We start from the raw sequence: 15,737 nt of genomic DNA, 5'->3' as shown, positions 1-15,737 counted from the left end.
GCGATTTACAGCCGGACCATGGAGCCGCTTTTATTGCTGAATCTCCATAAACACTTTTCTTGCTGCTGGAAATAGTAGCCATTACACAGGCTCCTTATTTCTTCATCTGCGACAAGATCGTCCGGCACTGATTTGCCTCGCCTTCAGACGGGGAGATCAGCGCCAGTAGCGCAGCGGCTGGCGTTACCAGCGTCGCCAGTGCTGCCGCGACGGCACCACGTGCAATCAACGGCCCAGCTTTTACACCCGCCTGCGGATTTTTGAACGAGCCACGCACGTACAGCGGTGAGCGTAAGGTGATAATGCGGAAACCTTTGCTCTCCGGATCGATCGTTAAATCCAGCTGTTCCGATGCCAGACTCGCCGTACCCGTGACGTTAATCACTGAGTTTTCGGTATCGAACGCAAAGATTTGCGGACGCGCAACGCCGTTGACCAAATCCAGATTAGCTGCTGCGCAATTGACCCTGACTTCATCATCACCAAAAATCTGCCCGACGATAAAGTTGCCCACATTCAGCCCCAGAATCTCCATCAGGTTACGGCTGACCAGTCCGTCATTCATCAGTAGCTTAAGGTTACCGTTACTGCTGCCCAGCAAGGCGGCCACTGAGTTACCGACGCCACGAATATCCGCATCACCGTTCATTTCACCCAGCGTTTTCTGCATCAGTTCCACGTCTGGCATCAGCGCTTTCAGCTTCAACCTGCGCGCCTGAATATCCGCCCGGCCCTGCATTGGCTTTTTATCGCCTTCAAGGTGAATGTTCGACGAAATGGTTCCACCTGCCATGCCAAATTTCAGCGGCTGTAAGCGCAGGTCAGCATTTTTGAGGATGATATGCGTTGAGAGGTCACTGAGCGGCAATGAGCTGCCGTGCTCAATTTTACGCCCTTTAAAGCGCACGTCGGCATCCATTACGTCCCACTTGTCGGTTTCGAAACGATCGTAAGGCAACACTTTGTCCGCAGGCTGGAGGTCTTTCTCACCCTTTTTCTGCTCCGAGCTTTTTGCCTGCTGCGCGCCTTTACCGGAATCAACGCCAATCAGTGGGCCAAGATCCGCCAGACGCAGCTGGCGAGACTCCAGGTCCCCTTCCAGTTTCGGGCGCGGCTTGCCGGTGGTGTAGGTCAGCGATCCGTGAATATCGCTGTCGCCGATGCGACCGTTAAAACCGCGGTAGTCAAATACGGAGGATTTTTCAGTATCGATTTTTGCCACCAGCCGTCCATCGGTTTCAAACGGCGGGGTATCTGGCAGCAGCACGCCAGTGAGATCGTAGAGTTCGCCCAGCGAGTCGCCCGCAAATTTCAGCTGAAGGTCAACTCCGCCCATGTTCATCGGGTCATTAACGGTGCCGACAAACGCCACGCGGGTATTACCGGATCGGAAATCAGCCTGTACCGGGAAAGGTGTGCCTTCGCTACGCAGCGCCAGCACACCACCCATTTTTCCCGTACCCGTAAGAGGTTGCCCGTTGTAGCGCCCTTTCGCCTTCAGCCCAAAAACATAATCGCCGACCTGGCTATTATCGTCTTTGCCTTTGTTACCCGTCACCTCGCTAAAGGGCAGCGGTTTACCTAACGGATCAACCAGGATCTCTACATCGGCTTTGCTGACTTTATCATCGATCGCGATGCGCCCTTGATCGAAGAGAATATTGTCCAGACGGAAGGACCAGGATGACGGCTGCGCATTGGGATCGTTATCGCCATTGCTCGCCATGTCGAAGGTCCAGTTGTTATTTTTTTCCGACAGACGGATCAGGCGTGCATCCGGTTTTTGCAGTTTGATCCAGGGTAAATAGACCGTCTTTGTGAGGAGTGCCAGCGGCGCTAACGTCGCTTCCACGCGCGGCAGATGCACCATTGTCACTTCAGGAATATCAGGCGGATTGCCGAGAATAATATCGTTGGCATGAACGTGCGGCCAGGGAACCCAACTGCGCCAGCCGGTTTCGTCTTTCTGACGTTCCCACACCACGCCAAGATCGCCGCGAATGGCGAAGGGTCGGTTAAGTTCGGTTGAGACTTTCTGGTTGATGGTCGGTTTGAGACGGTTCCAGTCGAACGTCGCAATAATGATGATTGCTACCACAATCAACAACAAGAAAATCCCTACCACCCAGGTGATGATCCTGGTTGTTTTTGTCATCGTCGTCCCCTTTATTTATTACCTTGCCTTTCATCAATATAGTTCAGACCAAGGCAAACGGCAGGGGCTACAGGGTGATAATGACGTTATCCAGGGTATCCATAGGAACCGGACGAGATAGGAAATAGCCTTGTGCTGCCGCCGCTGGGGAATTTTGGACATCACGCCACTCTTCCAGCGTTTCGACCCCTTCAACAATGACGCCCTGGCAATAGCGGTTCATCAACTGCAATAAGAGGGTAAACAGGTTACGGCCTTCAGGGGTCTGTCGCAGCATGATAAACAGGTCGCGTGCCACCTTGATATAGTCGTAACGCACCTCACTCAGCGCGGAGAAGTTCGCCATTCCTGTCCCGAAATCATCCAGCCACAGCGGACCAAACTCACATATTGATGCAAACGAAGAATCTTGCGGCAACCGCACGTGTTCGACCAGCTCAAAGCGCATCCATGACAACGACGCGACGAGTTTTTGCAGCCCCGAGTTCTGGCGCAGGGCAATTAGGGTTGGGCCATCGACGTTGACCGAGGCGAGAATATTATGTCTCGCAAAGAACGGCTGCTTCGTCGCCAGCATTTCAAGCTGTTCTTCCAGCACATCCAGGCGCTGACGCACGCTGACTTCCGCAAAATAGCGATCCGGAGCGATACGCTGTGTCGGATTAGACGGATGCGTGACAACCGTGAGAATTTCAATCGCCATCAGCGTACCGTCAATACGGTAGATAGGCTGATAAGTATAAGCACGCTCACATTGCAGCCAATAACGATGCTCCTGCAAGCTTTCAATACTTGCTTCTGGAGTGGTGCATAGCCGCTGGATAACCTGCTCTGACTTCATTTCAGATGTCCTGTTGAAAAGAGATGACCTGTCTGGACTCGTCAAAGGGTTATCGGCCTGGGGTTTGAGAACTTTATGTCCAGTTAGTTTGGAAGATGAAATTAAGATGACAAGAATCTTTCAAGAACACGCGCTGGCTCAAAATAATTTTTGGAACGTCGTTTTAATATGGTTGACCATAAATTCCCCACAGCGCACACTATCTTTAATTAACTTATCTGTTCAGGTTCACGACTATGTCCAAAAAAATTGCCGTGATAGGCGAATGCATGATTGAGCTGTCACAGAAAGGTGCGGAAGTCAGCCGCGGCTTTGGTGGCGACACGTTAAACACCTCGGTTTACATTGCCCGTCAGGTTGCGCCTGAAGCACTGGCCGTGAACTACGTGACCGCTCTCGGCACCGATAACTTCAGCCAGCAAATGCTCGAAGCCTGGCAGAGTGAAAACGTTAAAACGTCGCTGATTCAGCGCATGGAAAACCGCCTGCCAGGGTTGTATTACATCGAAACCGACAGCACTGGCGAACGGACGTTCTACTACTGGCGCAATGAAGCCGCCGCTAAATTCTGGCTGGAAAGCGAAAACACCGCCGCCATTTGTGAAGAGTTAGCGACCTTTGATTATCTTTACCTCAGCGGTATCAGCCTTGCCATTTTAAGCCCGACCAGCCGCGAGAAACTGCTTTCCCTGCTGCACGAATGTCGCGCCAATGGCGGGAAGGTGATCTTTGATAATAACTACCGTCCGCGTCTGTGGGCCAGCCGCGAAGAGACGCAGCAGGTTTATCAACACATGCTGCAATGCACCGATATCGCGTTCTTAACGCTGGATGACGAAGATGCTTTGTGGGGTGAGAAACCGGTTGAAGAGGTGATTGCCCGTACGCATGAAGCAGGCGTGACAGAAGTGGTTATCAAGCGCGGCGCGGACTCTTGTCTGGTGTCCGTTGCGGGTGACGCTGTGGTTGACGTGCCAGCAGTCAAATTAGCCAAAGAGAAAGTCATTGATACGACGGCGGCGGGTGATTCGTTCAGCGCCGGATATCTGGCAGTACGTCTGACGGGCGGAACGCCTTCTGACGCGGCAAAACGCGGTCACCTGACGGCAAGCACGGTGATTCAGTATCGTGGGGCCATTATCCCACGCGATGCCATGCCTGATTAATTCACTAAAGCATCGGGAAACGGGTGCTTTAAGCTGGATAACAAAAAACCCTGCATTGCAGGGTTTTTTTTGAGAATAGCAAATGCGCTTCTCGTGTTATCAGAACGGAATATCGTCGTCGAAGTCCATCGGCGGTTCGTTAGACGGTGCCGGTGCAGACTGTTGCTGTGGACGAGACTGCGCGCCGCCGCTGAACTGGTTGCCGCCGCCCTGTGGCTGCTGAGGCTGACCCCAACTGCCCTGCTGCTGCTGACCGCCACCTGCCGGAGCACCACCGCCCTGACGTCCACCCAGCATCTGCATGGTGCCGCCAACGTTCACTACCACTTCCGTAGTGTATTTCTCAGCGCCGGCCTGATCGGTCCATTTGCGAGTACGCAACTGGCCTTCAATATAAACCTGAGAACCTTTACGCAGATATTCACCGGCCACTTCTGCCAGTTTGCCAAACAGCACAACACGGTGCCATTCAGTCTGCTCTTTCATCTCACCGGTCGCTTTATCACGCCAGGATTCGGAAGTAGCCAGCGTAATGTTGGCAACTGCGCCACCACTCGGCATGTAGCGTACTTCCGGGTCCTGGCCCAGATTACCGACGAGAATCACCTTGTTTACGCCTCTGCTGGCCATGATCGTGTCTCCTGAATACGTTTCTTAATAGTGTAACGCGCGAGTGTATCATTTCCATGTAGCATTTTGATAGTTGCGTAGCATGTTCCAGAGTTCTCTCGCGAACTCGACATTGTTACATAGCCAATCCGAAAATGCATTCCAATACTGTATATTCAAACAGGTCAGATTGTGTCATAATTAGCCGTTTCTGCCGTTTGTCCTTCAAACAAACCAGGCATCCGAGTCTCTACCGGGAAAGGTGAATGGATAAGATCGAAGTACGGGGCGCCCGCACCCATAATCTCAAGAATATCAACCTGATAATCCCTCGCGACAAGCTAATTGTCGTGACCGGGCTTTCGGGGTCTGGCAAATCATCACTGGCTTTCGACACCTTGTATGCCGAAGGACAGCGCCGTTACGTTGAATCGCTTTCCGCCTATGCGCGTCAGTTCCTGTCGCTGATGGAAAAACCGGACGTTGACCATATTGAAGGGTTGTCGCCTGCCATTTCTATTGAGCAGAAGTCGACGTCGCATAACCCACGCTCAACGGTCGGCACCATCACAGAAATTCATGACTACCTGCGCCTGCTGTTTGCTCGCGTGGGTGAGCCGCGCTGCCCTGACCACGACGTGCCGCTGGCGGCACAGACCGTCAGCCAGATGGTGGATAACGTGCTGGCACAGCCGGAAGGCAAACGCCTGATGCTGCTGGCACCTATCATCAAAGAGCGTAAAGGCGAACACGCGAAAACGCTGGAGAATCTGGCAAGCCAGGGCTACATCCGCGCCCGTATCGACGGTGAAGTGTGCGATCTCTCTGATCCACCTAAGTTAGAACTGCAAAAGAAACACACCATTGAGGTGGTCATCGATCGCTTTAAGGTGCGTGACGATCTCACGCAGCGTTTGGCTGAATCGTTCGAAACCGCGCTGGATCTTTCCGGTGGCTCGGCAATCGTGACCGACATGGACGATCCAAAAGCGGAAGAGATGCTCTTTTCTGCCAACTTTGCCTGCCCAATTTGCGGCTACAGCATGCGCGAGCTGGAACCCCGCTTGTTCTCGTTCAACAACCCGGCGGGCGCATGTCCAACCTGTGACGGCCTGGGTGTGCAGCAATATTTCGATCCGGATCGCGTGATCCAGAACCCGGAACTGTCGCTGGCGGGTGGCGCTATTCGCGGCTGGGATCGCCGTAATTTCTACTACTTCCAGATGCTTAAATCGCTGGCTGAACATTATAAATTCGACGTTGATGCGCCTTGGGGTAGCCTGGGTGCAACCGTACATAAAGTCGTGCTGTACGGTTCCGGTAAAGACAACATCGAATTTAAATACATGAACGATCGCGGTGATACCTCCGTGCGCCGTCATCCGTTTGAAGGCGTGTTGCATAACATGGAGCGCCGTTACAAAGAGACCGAGTCCAGCGCGGTGCGCGAGGAGCTGTCGAAGTTCATCAGCAATCGCTCCTGCACCTCCTGTGAAGGGACTCGTCTGCGTCGCGAGGCTCGTCACGTCTTTGTTGAGAACACTGCGCTGCCGACCATCTCCGATATGAGCATTGGTCATGCAATGGACTTCTTCACCAATCTGAAGCTTGCTGGCCAACGTGCGCAAATTGCAGAGAAAATATTAAAAGAGATCGGCGATCGCCTGAAGTTCCTGGTGAACGTTGGTCTGAACTATCTGTCACTTTCCCGCTCAGCAGAAACGCTGTCCGGCGGTGAGGCGCAGCGTATTCGTCTGGCGAGTCAGATTGGCGCAGGCTTGGTCGGCGTGATGTACGTTCTGGATGAGCCGTCTATCGGCTTGCATCAGCGCGACAACGAACGTCTGCTCGGTACGTTGATCCACCTGCGAAACCTCGGCAACACCGTGATTGTGGTGGAGCACGATGAAGACGCAATCCGCGCCGCTGACCACGTTATCGATATCGGTCCGGGCGCAGGCGTACACGGTGGTCAGGTGGTGGCAGAGGGTACGCTGGAAGACATTATGGCCGTGCCGGAATCCTTGACCGGCCAGTTCATGAGCGGCAAGCGCAAAATCGACGTGCCGAAACAGCGCGTAGCGGCTAATCCGGAAAAAGTGCTGAAGCTGACGGGTGCCCGTGGCAACAACCTGAAAGACGTAACGTTGACGCTGCCGGTGGGCCTGTTCACCTGCGTGACCGGCGTGTCCGGCTCGGGTAAATCCACGCTGATTAACGACACGCTGTTCCCGATTGCCCAGACCCAGCTCAACGGTGCAACCCTTGCGGAACCCGCGCCGTATCGCGAGATTCAGGGACTGGAACATTTCGATAAGGTTATTGATATCGACCAAAGTCCGATTGGTCGTACGCCGCGCTCTAACCCAGCAACCTATACGGGTGTGTTTACGCCGGTACGTGAACTGTTTGCCGGTGTGCCGGAATCCCGTTCGCGCGGGTATACGCCAGGACGTTTCAGTTTTAACGTGCGCGGCGGACGCTGCGAGGCCTGTCAGGGCGATGGCGTTATTAAAGTCGAGATGCACTTCCTGCCGGATATATATGTGCCGTGCGATCAGTGCAGGGGTAAGCGCTATAACCGCGAAACCCTTGAGATCAAATACAAAGGCAAAACAATCCACGAAGTGTTGGATATGACCATTGAAGAAGCACGTGAGTTCTTTGATGCGGTACCTGCACTGGCGCGTAAGCTGCAAACGCTGATGGACGTAGGGTTGACCTACATTCGTCTGGGACAGTCTGCTACGACGCTGTCCGGCGGCGAAGCACAGCGCGTGAAGCTGGCGCGTGAGCTGTCAAAACGCGGCACTGGCCAGACGCTGTATATCCTGGATGAACCTACCACCGGCCTGCACTTTGCCGATATTCAGCAGTTGCTTGAAGTACTGCATCAGTTGCGCGATCAGGGCAACACGATTGTGGTTATCGAACACAACCTGGACGTCATCAAAACCGCAGACTGGATTGTGGATCTTGGCCCGGAAGGCGGCAGCGGCGGCGGTGAAATTCTCGTCTCCGGTACGCCAGAGACGGTCGCAGAGTGCGAAGCCTCGCACACCGCGCGCTTCCTCAAACCCTTGCTGTAGTTTCTAGACTGAGAGCTGCTGTCGGGTATTTTGCGGCAGCAGCTCAATAGCCTGCTGATAAGACGCGTCCACCAGATAGTAAATTTGCGAATCCGGGAGCGATCCGTCGAGATAAATCGTACTCCAGTGCGCTTTGTTCAGATGCTGACTGGGCCGCACATCGCTGTGCTGTTGGCGCAACAAATCTGCCAGTTCCGGGCTGGTTTTCAACGATGCCGCCGGACGCCCTTCCACGTCTTTCACCATGGCAAACAAAACGTCCGCCACTTTAATCTGCGTGGCTTTCCAGTCGCTGTGAACGCTTTGCTCGGCACCGGTTTTGTTCATGCAATATTGCAATATCTCCGAAATTGTCATCTGAGCTCCCCTATGGGTAGGTTGAGTACGGCCTTTTCCTGCCTTTAAGTGTGCAGCAAGACGACAAAAGGTAAACCCGGCAGGCCAAATTTGTTCAAAAAACCAGCGCAGCTTAGTATTCGGAATTCACAATCACCTCTTCACCAAAGGCACCTGCCATCGGCAACGGTCGATAAGTGGAGTTTGAAGCGCGTAATACGCGAATGCCTCTGATCCCGACATCGCGAGCCGCTGTAATGTCGTTATCCGAATCGCCATAAAACACTTTGATATTTTTCTGTTCCAGCCATTGGGTTTTGGTGTTTTGCCCTGCTTTATCACCTGCAAAAATCACCGGATTCATGTTGGCGGCTGGGATAGAAAAAGCGCCTTGCAGCGTTTTAGAGACCGTTTCGGTTTTAGTCTGGCTACGGCCAGTAACGAAAAAGATGCTGTCGCCGCGCTTAACGTGCATAGCGATGAGCGAACGGGCCACCTCTTTCGGGATGCTGAATTCATCCCAGCCGTTATTCATCTTTTCCCAGAATTCTGGATTTTTTAGATAGTCCTCACTGCCCGGCGAGAAGGTTTTTTTACCGCGCCAGAAGCCTGGACTAGAGAAAAGGACGGTGTCATCAATGTCGAAACCGACAGCCATTGGCGCGCGGCCCATCAGACTGTTTTCAATTTGTGCCACAGAGACCCAGTGAATGGGGGCTTGTTCAGCCAGAATGGCGGCGGTCGTTCCGGTGTAAAGCGGCGTCGGTGCTGAAGCTCGGGCACCCACTGCACTATTAAGTGAGAACAATAAGCAGGCGGCGCTGAGCGCCAGTGTGATCTTGCGCATGTATTCCCCTGAATATTCAATTTGTTATCGTTATGGATTGAACAAATGGTCAAAAAACTATCAGACCTTAACCCCTGAGTCAGGTGAAGGGAAGGTAATTTTTTATATAAACCTGAATAAAAGGAGGGATATCACAGGAACCAGAGATCATCGTCCGGGGAATGAATTTCCTCCGGACGATGTAAGTGAGCACTTACATTACAGCAGCAAACGCCTGAGCCACGCGATGCACGTTGTTGACGTTCAGACCTGCCACGCACATACGCCCGCTGGCGATCAGGTAGACGCCAAACTCGTCACGCAGACGATCGACCTGCGCCGCCGTGAATCCGGTGTAGCTAAACATGCCGCGCTGCTTAAGCAGATAGTCAAAGTTATGACCCGGAACGGCCACTTTCAGCACATCAACCAGCTCCTGACGCATTGCCAGGATTCGCTTACGCATCGCTTCAACTTCTACAAGCCAGACCGTTTTTAGCTCATGGTCACCCAGCACTGTCGCGACCACTTGCGCGCCAAAAGCTGGCGGGCTGGAATAGATACGACGCACGGTAGCTTTAAGCTGTCCCAGCACGCGTCCGGCGGCGTCTTCATCTTCACAAACGATGGATAATCCGCCAACGCGCTCACCGTACAGCGAGAAGATTTTAGAAAATGAGTTACTGACCAACGCAGGTAGCCCGGCGCTGGCAATGGCGCGAATGGCATAGGCATCGTCTTCCATGCCTGCGCCAAAACCCTGGTACGCGATGTCGAGGAACGGGATCAGGTTGCGCGTCTTTAGCACCTCAATCACCGCATCCCATTGATCGTGAGTCAAATCGGCACCGGTTGGGTTATGGCAACATGGGTGCAGTAGCACAATGCTGCGTTCCGGCAGGGTATGCAGTTTTTCCAGCAGTGCATCGACGCGTACGCCATTGGTTTGGTTGTCAAACCACGGATACGTATTGACGACAAAACCCGCGCCTTCAAAGATTGCCACGTGGTTTTCCCACGTCGGGTCGCTGACCCATACGCCGGATTCCGGAAAATACTTTTTCAAGAAATCGGCACCCACTTTCAGCGCACCGGAACCGCCCAGCGTCTGGATAGTCGCCACACGCTTTTTCTGCAACACCGCATGATCGGCCCCAAACAGCAGCGGAGCGATGGTGTTACGGTAGGTATTGAGTCCTTCCATCGGTAGATAAAGCGACGCACCGTGCGGTGTGGCATTCAAACGCGCTTCGGCTTCGGTTACCGCCTGCAACTGAGGAATAATGCCATCTTCATTGTAATAAAGACCAATGCTGAGGTTCACCTTGTCGCTGCGAGGATCTTCTTTGAAACGCTCCATTAAGGAGAGAATGGGGTCGCCGGTGTAGGCGTCTACTTTCTGAAACACGCGATGGTTCTCCGGATATCGATGAGGCAGGAAATTCAACAATAAACCGGAAGTGAAAGAAGGTCGAGAGGATGTTAATAAAGATGGAGTGAAGACAGATTCCTCACTCCATTCAGGCGTTAATCCACGTACTTCATTGCCACGCGAGACGTGAGCCGGGTGATAAGTTCGTAAGCACTCACTTTCGTGATTTCCGCGATGCGTTCAACGGGTAAACCTTCACCCCACAACACCACCGGATCGCCCGCTTTATCCTGCGCTTCGGGTCCTAAATCGACGCAAATCATGTCCATCGCTACGCGACCGACAATGTTCACTTCGCGACCGTTGACCAGCACCGGCGTACCGGACGGTGCCGCACGTGGATAACCGTCGCCGTAGCCCATAGCGACGACGCCGAGGCGAGTATCGCGCTCGCTGGTCCAGGTTCCGCCATAACCGACCGGCTCACCCGCCTTGTGCTCGCGCACAGCAATCAGGTTAGAGACCAGCGACATCACCGGCTGTAAGCCAAAATCTGGCCCCCAGGGCTTGCTCTCAAGCGGCGATACGCCGTAAAGAATGATGCCCGGACGCGCCCAGTCAAAGTGCGATTGCGGCCACAGCAGAATACCACCCGATGCAGCAATCGAGCGCATTCCTGGCTTGCCTTCGCAGAAGGTATTGAAGATATCGAGCTGCTGCTCGGTAGCACCACATTCAGGCTCATCGGCACGGGCAAAGTGGCTGACGATATTCACCGGCTGGCGCACGTTTTTGCACTGACTTAGGCGCTGATAGAACGCATTCGCCTGTTCCGGGCGCACGCCCAGACGGTGCATGCCGGTGTCGAGCTTCATCCAGACGGTGACCGGCTCGCTCAGTTCAGCCGTTTCTAATGCTGCCAGCTGTTCTTCGTTATGGACCGAGGTCTGCAGTTGCTGGCTGGCAATCGTTGGCAGATCGCTGGCTTCAAAGAAGCCTTCCAGCAGCAGAATCGGTTGGGTGATGCCGCCCGCACGCAGGCGCAGGGCTTCTTCGAGACGGGCAACGCCAAAGGCGTCGGCATCGGGGAGCGTTCGCGCGGTCTCAAGAAGACCGTGTCCGTAAGCGTTCGCTTTCACGACTGCAACAAGCTTGCTGGCAGGTGCCAGTTCACGCAGACGTTGCAGGTTGTGTCGCAGAGCGCGGCGATTAATGACTACTGTTGCCGCTTGCATTTGAATTCCTTAGAAATTATTCGTCATCGTACTGAGGGCCGGCATAATTATCAAAGCGCGACCATTGTCCGTTAAAGGTCAGACGCACCGTACCGATCGGGCCGTTACGCTGCTTACCAATAATTATTTCTGCGATGCCTTTCATGTCGCTGTTTTCGTGATAAACCTCATCACGGTAAATGAACATGATTAAGTCGGCATCCTGCTCGATGGAGCCCGATTCACGTAGGTCGGAGTTAACCGGGCGCTTATCGGCACGTTGTTCCAGAGAGCGGTTAAGCTGCGACAGTGCGACGACCGGAACCTGCAACTCTTTGGCTAACGCTTTGAGAGAACGCGAGATTTCAGCAATCTCCAGCGTACGGTTATCGGACAGCGACGGTACGCGCATCAGTTGCAGGTAGTCGATCATGATAAGGCCGATACCGCCGTGCTCACGCGCGATACGGCGCGCGCGGGAGCGCACTTCCGTTGGCGTCAGACCGGAGGAGTCATCAATATAGATGTTCCGTTTTTCCAGCAGGATACCCATGGTGCCAGAGATGCGCGCCCAGTCCTCATCGTCGAGCTGACCGGTACGAATGCGGGTCTGATCCACGCGTGACAGCGACGCCAACGTACGCATCATAATCTGGTCAGATGGCATCTCCAGACTGAAGATAAGCACCGGTTTATCCTGCAACATCGCCGCGTTTTCGACGATGTTCATCGCAAAGGTCGTTTTACCCATCGATGGACGGGCAGCAACAATAATCAAATCCGACGGCTGTAAACCAGCGGTTTTCTTGTTCAGATCGTCATAACCGGTATTAACGCCGGTGACCCCGTCGTGCGGCTGCTGAAAGAGCTGCTCAATACGTGCGACCGTGGAATCGAGTACCTCGGCGATATTTCGCGGGCCTTCGTCTTTATTCGCGCGGCTTTCGGCAATTTTGAATACACGAGACTCCGCCAGATCGAGCAGGTCTTCGCTGGTACGGCCCTGCGGATCGAAACCGGCTTCGGCGATTTCGTTCGCCACGGCGATCATCTCACGCACGACTGCACGTTCGCGCACGATGTCAGCGTAAGCGCTGATATTCGCCGCACTTGGCGTGTTTTTAGATAACTCGGCCAGATAGGCGAATCCGCCGCAGCTGTCGAGCTGCCCCAGTCGCTCCAGCGATTCCGCGAGGGTGATCAGGTCAATCGGGCTACCCGATTCCTGCAGGCGCGCCATTTCAGTGAAAATATGGCGGTGCGGACGGGTATAGAAATCGTCGGACACCACGCGTTCGGCGACGTCGTCCCAGCGTTCGTTGTCCAGCATTAAACCGCCCAACACCGACTGTTCCGCTTCAATCGAGTGCGGCGGGACCTTTAGCCCAGCAACCTGGAGGTCGCGGTCACGGGGTTCAGTCTGTTTGTTGAAGGGTTTATTTCCTGCCATAGTAAATGGAGTTACCGAGATAAAGAATGGGTCGAAAGATTACCACATTTTCTGGAGGAATCATGGCAACGCGCATTGAATTTCACAAGCATGGTGGCCCCGAAGTACTCAACGCGGTGGAGTTTACGCCAGCCGCACCTGGCGAGCATGAAGTCCAGGTAGAAAATAAAGCGATTGGCATCAATTACATCGACACTTATATTCGCAGTGGGCTGTATCCACCACCGTCAATGCCGAGCGGACTGGGAACCGAGGCGGCGGGCGTCGTCGTAAAAGTGGGCAGCGCCGTTAAGCATATTAAAGAAGGCGATCGCGTGGTGTATGCGCAGTCGGCGTTGGGCGCATATAGCTCAGTCCACAATGTTCCCGCCGATAAAGCAGCGATTCTGCCGAACGCTATCTCTTTTGAACAGGCTGCGGCCTCATTTCTGAAAGGGCTAACCGTCTTCTATTTACTGCGCAAAACCTACGAAATCAAACCGGACGAGCCGTTTCTGTTTCACGCCGCCGCGGGTGGTGTGGGGTTGATTGCCTGCCAGTGGGCGAAAGCGCTGGGAGCAAAACTGATCGGCACCGTCGGCAGTGCGCAAAAGGCCCAGCGTGCGCTACAGGCTGGCGCCTGGCAGGTGATTAACTATCGCGAAGAAAGTATCGCGGAACGCGTGAAAGAGATAACCGGCGGCAAGAAACTGCGCGTCGTGTATGACTCGGTAGGCAAAGACACCTGGGAAGCCTCGCTGGACTGCCTGCAACGTCGCGGTCTGATGGTGAGCTTCGGTAATTCATCCGGCGCGGTGACCGGAGTGAATCTTGGCATTCTCAGTCAGAAAGGTTCGCTGTATGCCACTCGCCCTTCCCTGCAAGGCTATATCACCACGCGTGAGGAATTGACCGAAGCGAGCAACGAACTGTTCTCACTGATCGCCAGCGGCGTGATTAAAGTCGATGTGGCCGATGCGCAGAAGTATGCGCTCAGTGACGCGCAGCGTGCGCATGAAGTGCTGGAAAGTCGGGCTACGCAGGGGTCGAGTCTGTTAATTCCCTGAACCCTAAAAGAAATTGGGCTTCCTTTTCAGGAAGCCCTTTCTTTTTTTAGTTCGGCTGTATGTAGGGTACAGCTCGATGAATTCTTTAGCGGCAGCAATAGTGACAGATTCAATAAGTAAATCCTATTCTGTTCTAAGCAAAGCTGCCGTAAAAGTTGCAGGTATGTGACGAATACCTCAATACCTTAGTAACGGAAGCGGTTATTGCGCTGATATTGTGGAATTTTTGGCTTTTTAACGGCGCGAATCACCCACACCACCGCAACGGCCAAGAGCAGCCACGGCAGCAGTTTAATCATCAGCGCAAACAGCCCGCCGACGAACATCAGCGCCGTTGCCACAACCAGTGCGGCGATAATTCCGAGCAGTGAAATGCCGGTGACCATCAGCATGACAAAAAAACCAATCACAAAAAGTAGTTCCAGCATGTCTTTCTCCCCGTTAATACCGTTACGATAGCAAGAGCATTACAAGAAACGTGCCAATATTAATGTATTGATTTAAAAGCAAAACGCCCCGCATAGGTTTGCAGGGCGTGGTGAATTTGACGAACTTTTAGTGAAATTATCGCTTATCGGCAACCAGTCGCAGCGCGTGCTCCAGCACTTCAATATCTGCCCCGGCTTTATGCGCGTTCTCACTCAGATAGCGACGCCACTGACGTGCGCCAGGGATCCCCTGGAACAGCCCTAACATGTGGCGGGTGACGTGGCCAAGATAGGTCCCATTGCTCAGCTCGCGCTCAATGTACGGATACATGGCACGTACGACCGCGACCGGATCGCTATCCGCGCCTTCGACGCCGAAGATTTCACGATCGACCGTCGCGAGAATCCCAGGATTCTGGTACGCCTCGCGTCCCACCATCACGCCGTCTAAATGTTCCAGATGCGTTTTGGCTTCTTCGATGGATTTGACGCCACCGTTGATCGACATGGTCAGATTCGGGAAATCACGCTTAAGCTGGTAAACGCGCGGATAGTCGAGCGGTGGAATTTCGCGGTTTTCTTTAGGGCTAAGGCCAGACAGCCAGGCTTTTCGCGCATGGATGATAAACATCTCACACTCGCCTTTCCCCGCAACGGTGCTAATAAAGTCACACAGGAATTCGTAGCTGTCCTGATCGTCAATGCCGATGCGCGTTTTGACCGTAACCGGAATAGAGACCACATCCCGCATCGCTTTCACGCAATCCGCGACCAGCTGGGCATTACCCATCAGGCAGGCACCAAACATTCCATTTTGTACGCGATCGGAGGGACAACCGACGTTAAGATTGATTTCGTCATAGCCGCGAGCTTCAGCAAGTTTCGCGCAGTGCGCCAGCGCAGCCGGATCGCTTCCGCCAAGTTGCAAGGCAACCGGATGCTCTTCTTCGCTATAGGCCAGATAGTCGCCTTTACCGTGAATAATCGCTCCGGTGGTCACCATTTCGGTGTACAGCAACGTATGGCGAGACAGCTGGCGCAGGAAATAACGGCAGTGTCTGTCCGTCCAGTCAAGCATCGGCGCAATAGAGAAACGGTGTGCAGGAAAAGCGGGCTGTAATTCTGACGACATGGCGAAGTTTTAAGCATCTGGGGGAAAAGGGGCGCTACTATAGCATAAGAAAAGCCGGAGGCGCAGAGCCTCC

13 protein-coding genes are annotated in these 15,737 nt (G+C 53.7%); 3 read left to right on the top strand and 10 right to left on the bottom strand.

The genetic code is table 11. The annotated features are described in order from the left end of the window. Positions 1-94: 94 nt before the first annotated feature. Entirely contained in the window at positions 95-2,155 is a 2,061-nt protein-coding gene (locus AC6EMZ_RS16175) for an AsmA family protein (protein WP_498403645.1), read from the bottom strand. Positions 2,156-2,222: 67 nt separating this feature from the next. Further along, positions 2,223-2,996 (bottom strand): cyclic-guanylate-specific phosphodiesterase, encoded by a 774-nt coding sequence (gene pdeH / locus AC6EMZ_RS16170; RefSeq protein WP_498403643.1) that lies wholly within the window; start codon positions 2,994-2,996, stop codon positions 2,223-2,225. A gap of 236 nt (positions 2,997-3,232) precedes the next feature. Here pdeH and kdgK point away from each other — a divergent pair, with 236 nt between their 5' ends. Next, complete coding sequence (kdgK, locus tag AC6EMZ_RS16165) at positions 3,233-4,162, top strand: 2-dehydro-3-deoxygluconokinase (protein ID WP_498403641.1); 930 nt, start codon at positions 3,233-3,235, stop codon at positions 4,160-4,162. Between the two features lie 99 nt (positions 4,163-4,261). Here the strand turns inward: kdgK and ssb1 are convergent, their stop codons facing one another. Beyond that, a complete protein-coding gene (gene ssb1, locus AC6EMZ_RS16160; protein WP_498403639.1) occupies positions 4,262-4,792 on the bottom strand; it encodes a single-stranded DNA-binding protein SSB1 in 531 nt (176 codons plus the stop codon). A gap of 245 nt (positions 4,793-5,037) precedes the next feature. Here ssb1 and uvrA point away from each other — a divergent pair, with 245 nt between their 5' ends. Continuing rightward, positions 5,038-7,860 carry an excinuclease ABC subunit UvrA gene (gene uvrA, locus AC6EMZ_RS16155; protein ID WP_498403637.1) on the top strand — a complete coding sequence of 941 codons (2,823 nt, stop codon included), beginning with the start codon at positions 5,038-5,040 and terminating at the stop codon, positions 7,858-7,860. Between the two features lie 3 nt (positions 7,861-7,863). On the opposite strand, the gene AC6EMZ_RS16150 is transcribed toward uvrA, so the two are convergent. The 5 genes from AC6EMZ_RS16150 to dnaB form a co-directional block, all read right to left on the bottom strand. Beyond that, complete coding sequence (locus tag AC6EMZ_RS16150; RefSeq protein WP_498403636.1) at positions 7,864-8,217, bottom strand: MmcQ/YjbR family DNA-binding protein; 354 nt, start codon at positions 8,215-8,217, stop codon at positions 7,864-7,866. 112 nt (positions 8,218-8,329) lie between these two features. Further along, on the bottom strand, positions 8,330-9,043 hold the full coding sequence (aphA, locus tag AC6EMZ_RS16145) for an acid phosphatase AphA (protein ID WP_498403634.1): 714 nt from the start codon (positions 9,041-9,043) through the stop codon (positions 8,330-8,332). Positions 9,044-9,236: 193 nt separating this feature from the next. Next, positions 9,237-10,430, bottom strand: a complete 1,194-nt coding sequence (gene tyrB, locus AC6EMZ_RS16140; protein ID WP_498403632.1) for an aromatic amino acid transaminase — start codon at positions 10,428-10,430, stop codon at positions 9,237-9,239. Positions 10,431-10,549: 119 nt separating this feature from the next. Continuing rightward, entirely contained in the window at positions 10,550-11,629 is a 1,080-nt protein-coding gene (gene alr, locus AC6EMZ_RS16135) for an alanine racemase (protein WP_498403631.1), read from the bottom strand. A gap of 16 nt (positions 11,630-11,645) precedes the next feature. After that, on the bottom strand, positions 11,646-13,058 hold the full coding sequence (gene dnaB, locus AC6EMZ_RS16130; RefSeq protein ID WP_498403629.1) for a replicative DNA helicase: 1,413 nt from the start codon (positions 13,056-13,058) through the stop codon (positions 11,646-11,648). Between the two features lie 62 nt (positions 13,059-13,120). Here dnaB and AC6EMZ_RS16125 point away from each other — a divergent pair, with 62 nt between their 5' ends. After that, on the top strand, positions 13,121-14,104 hold the full coding sequence (locus tag AC6EMZ_RS16125; RefSeq protein ID WP_498403627.1) for a quinone oxidoreductase: 984 nt from the start codon (positions 13,121-13,123) through the stop codon (positions 14,102-14,104). Positions 14,105-14,289: 185 nt separating this feature from the next. On the opposite strand, the gene pspG is transcribed toward AC6EMZ_RS16125, so the two are convergent. Both pspG and dusA read right to left on the bottom strand, forming a co-directional pair. Beyond that, positions 14,290-14,532 carry an envelope stress response protein PspG gene (gene pspG, locus AC6EMZ_RS16120; protein WP_498403625.1) on the bottom strand — a complete coding sequence of 81 codons (243 nt, stop codon included), beginning with the start codon at positions 14,530-14,532 and terminating at the stop codon, positions 14,290-14,292. 136 nt (positions 14,533-14,668) lie between these two features. Then, a complete protein-coding gene (dusA, locus tag AC6EMZ_RS16115) occupies positions 14,669-15,664 on the bottom strand; it encodes a tRNA dihydrouridine(20/20a) synthase DusA (protein WP_498403623.1) in 996 nt (331 codons plus the stop codon). Positions 15,665-15,737 lie beyond the last annotated feature (73 nt).

The organism is Enterobacter sp. SCRI0065, from assembly GCF_059766475.1.
This window is presented reverse-complemented; position numbering and strand designations above follow the sequence as displayed.

What these genes read in the sequence shown, in the direction of transcription:
- AC6EMZ_RS16175 (WP_498403645.1), bottom strand. Translation starts at nt 2,155, where the DNA reads ATGACAAAAACAACCAGGATCATCACCTGGGTGGTAGGGATTTTCTTG.
- pdeH (WP_498403643.1), bottom strand. Translation starts at nt 2,996, where the DNA reads ATGAAGTCAGAGCAGGTTATCCAGCGGCTATGCACCACTCCAGAAGCA.
- kdgK (WP_498403641.1), top strand. Translation starts at nt 3,233, where the DNA reads ATGTCCAAAAAAATTGCCGTGATAGGCGAATGCATGATTGAGCTGTCA.
- ssb1 (WP_498403639.1), bottom strand. Translation starts at nt 4,792, where the DNA reads ATGGCCAGCAGAGGCGTAAACAAGGTGATTCTCGTCGGTAATCTGGGC.
- uvrA (WP_498403637.1), top strand. Translation starts at nt 5,038, where the DNA reads ATGGATAAGATCGAAGTACGGGGCGCCCGCACCCATAATCTCAAGAAT.
- AC6EMZ_RS16150 (WP_498403636.1), bottom strand. Translation starts at nt 8,217, where the DNA reads ATGACAATTTCGGAGATATTGCAATATTGCATGAACAAAACCGGTGCC.
- aphA (WP_498403634.1), bottom strand. Translation starts at nt 9,043, where the DNA reads ATGCGCAAGATCACACTGGCGCTCAGCGCCGCCTGCTTATTGTTCTCA.
- alr (WP_498403631.1), bottom strand. Translation starts at nt 11,629, where the DNA reads ATGCAAGCGGCAACAGTAGTCATTAATCGCCGCGCTCTGCGACACAAC.
- dnaB (WP_498403629.1), bottom strand. Translation starts at nt 13,058, where the DNA reads ATGGCAGGAAATAAACCCTTCAACAAACAGACTGAACCCCGTGACCGC.
- AC6EMZ_RS16125 (WP_498403627.1), top strand. Translation starts at nt 13,121, where the DNA reads ATGGCAACGCGCATTGAATTTCACAAGCATGGTGGCCCCGAAGTACTC.
- pspG (WP_498403625.1), bottom strand. Translation starts at nt 14,532, where the DNA reads ATGCTGGAACTACTTTTTGTGATTGGTTTTTTTGTCATGCTGATGGTC.
- dusA (WP_498403623.1), bottom strand. Translation starts at nt 15,664, where the DNA reads ATGTCGTCAGAATTACAGCCCGCTTTTCCTGCACACCGTTTCTCTATT.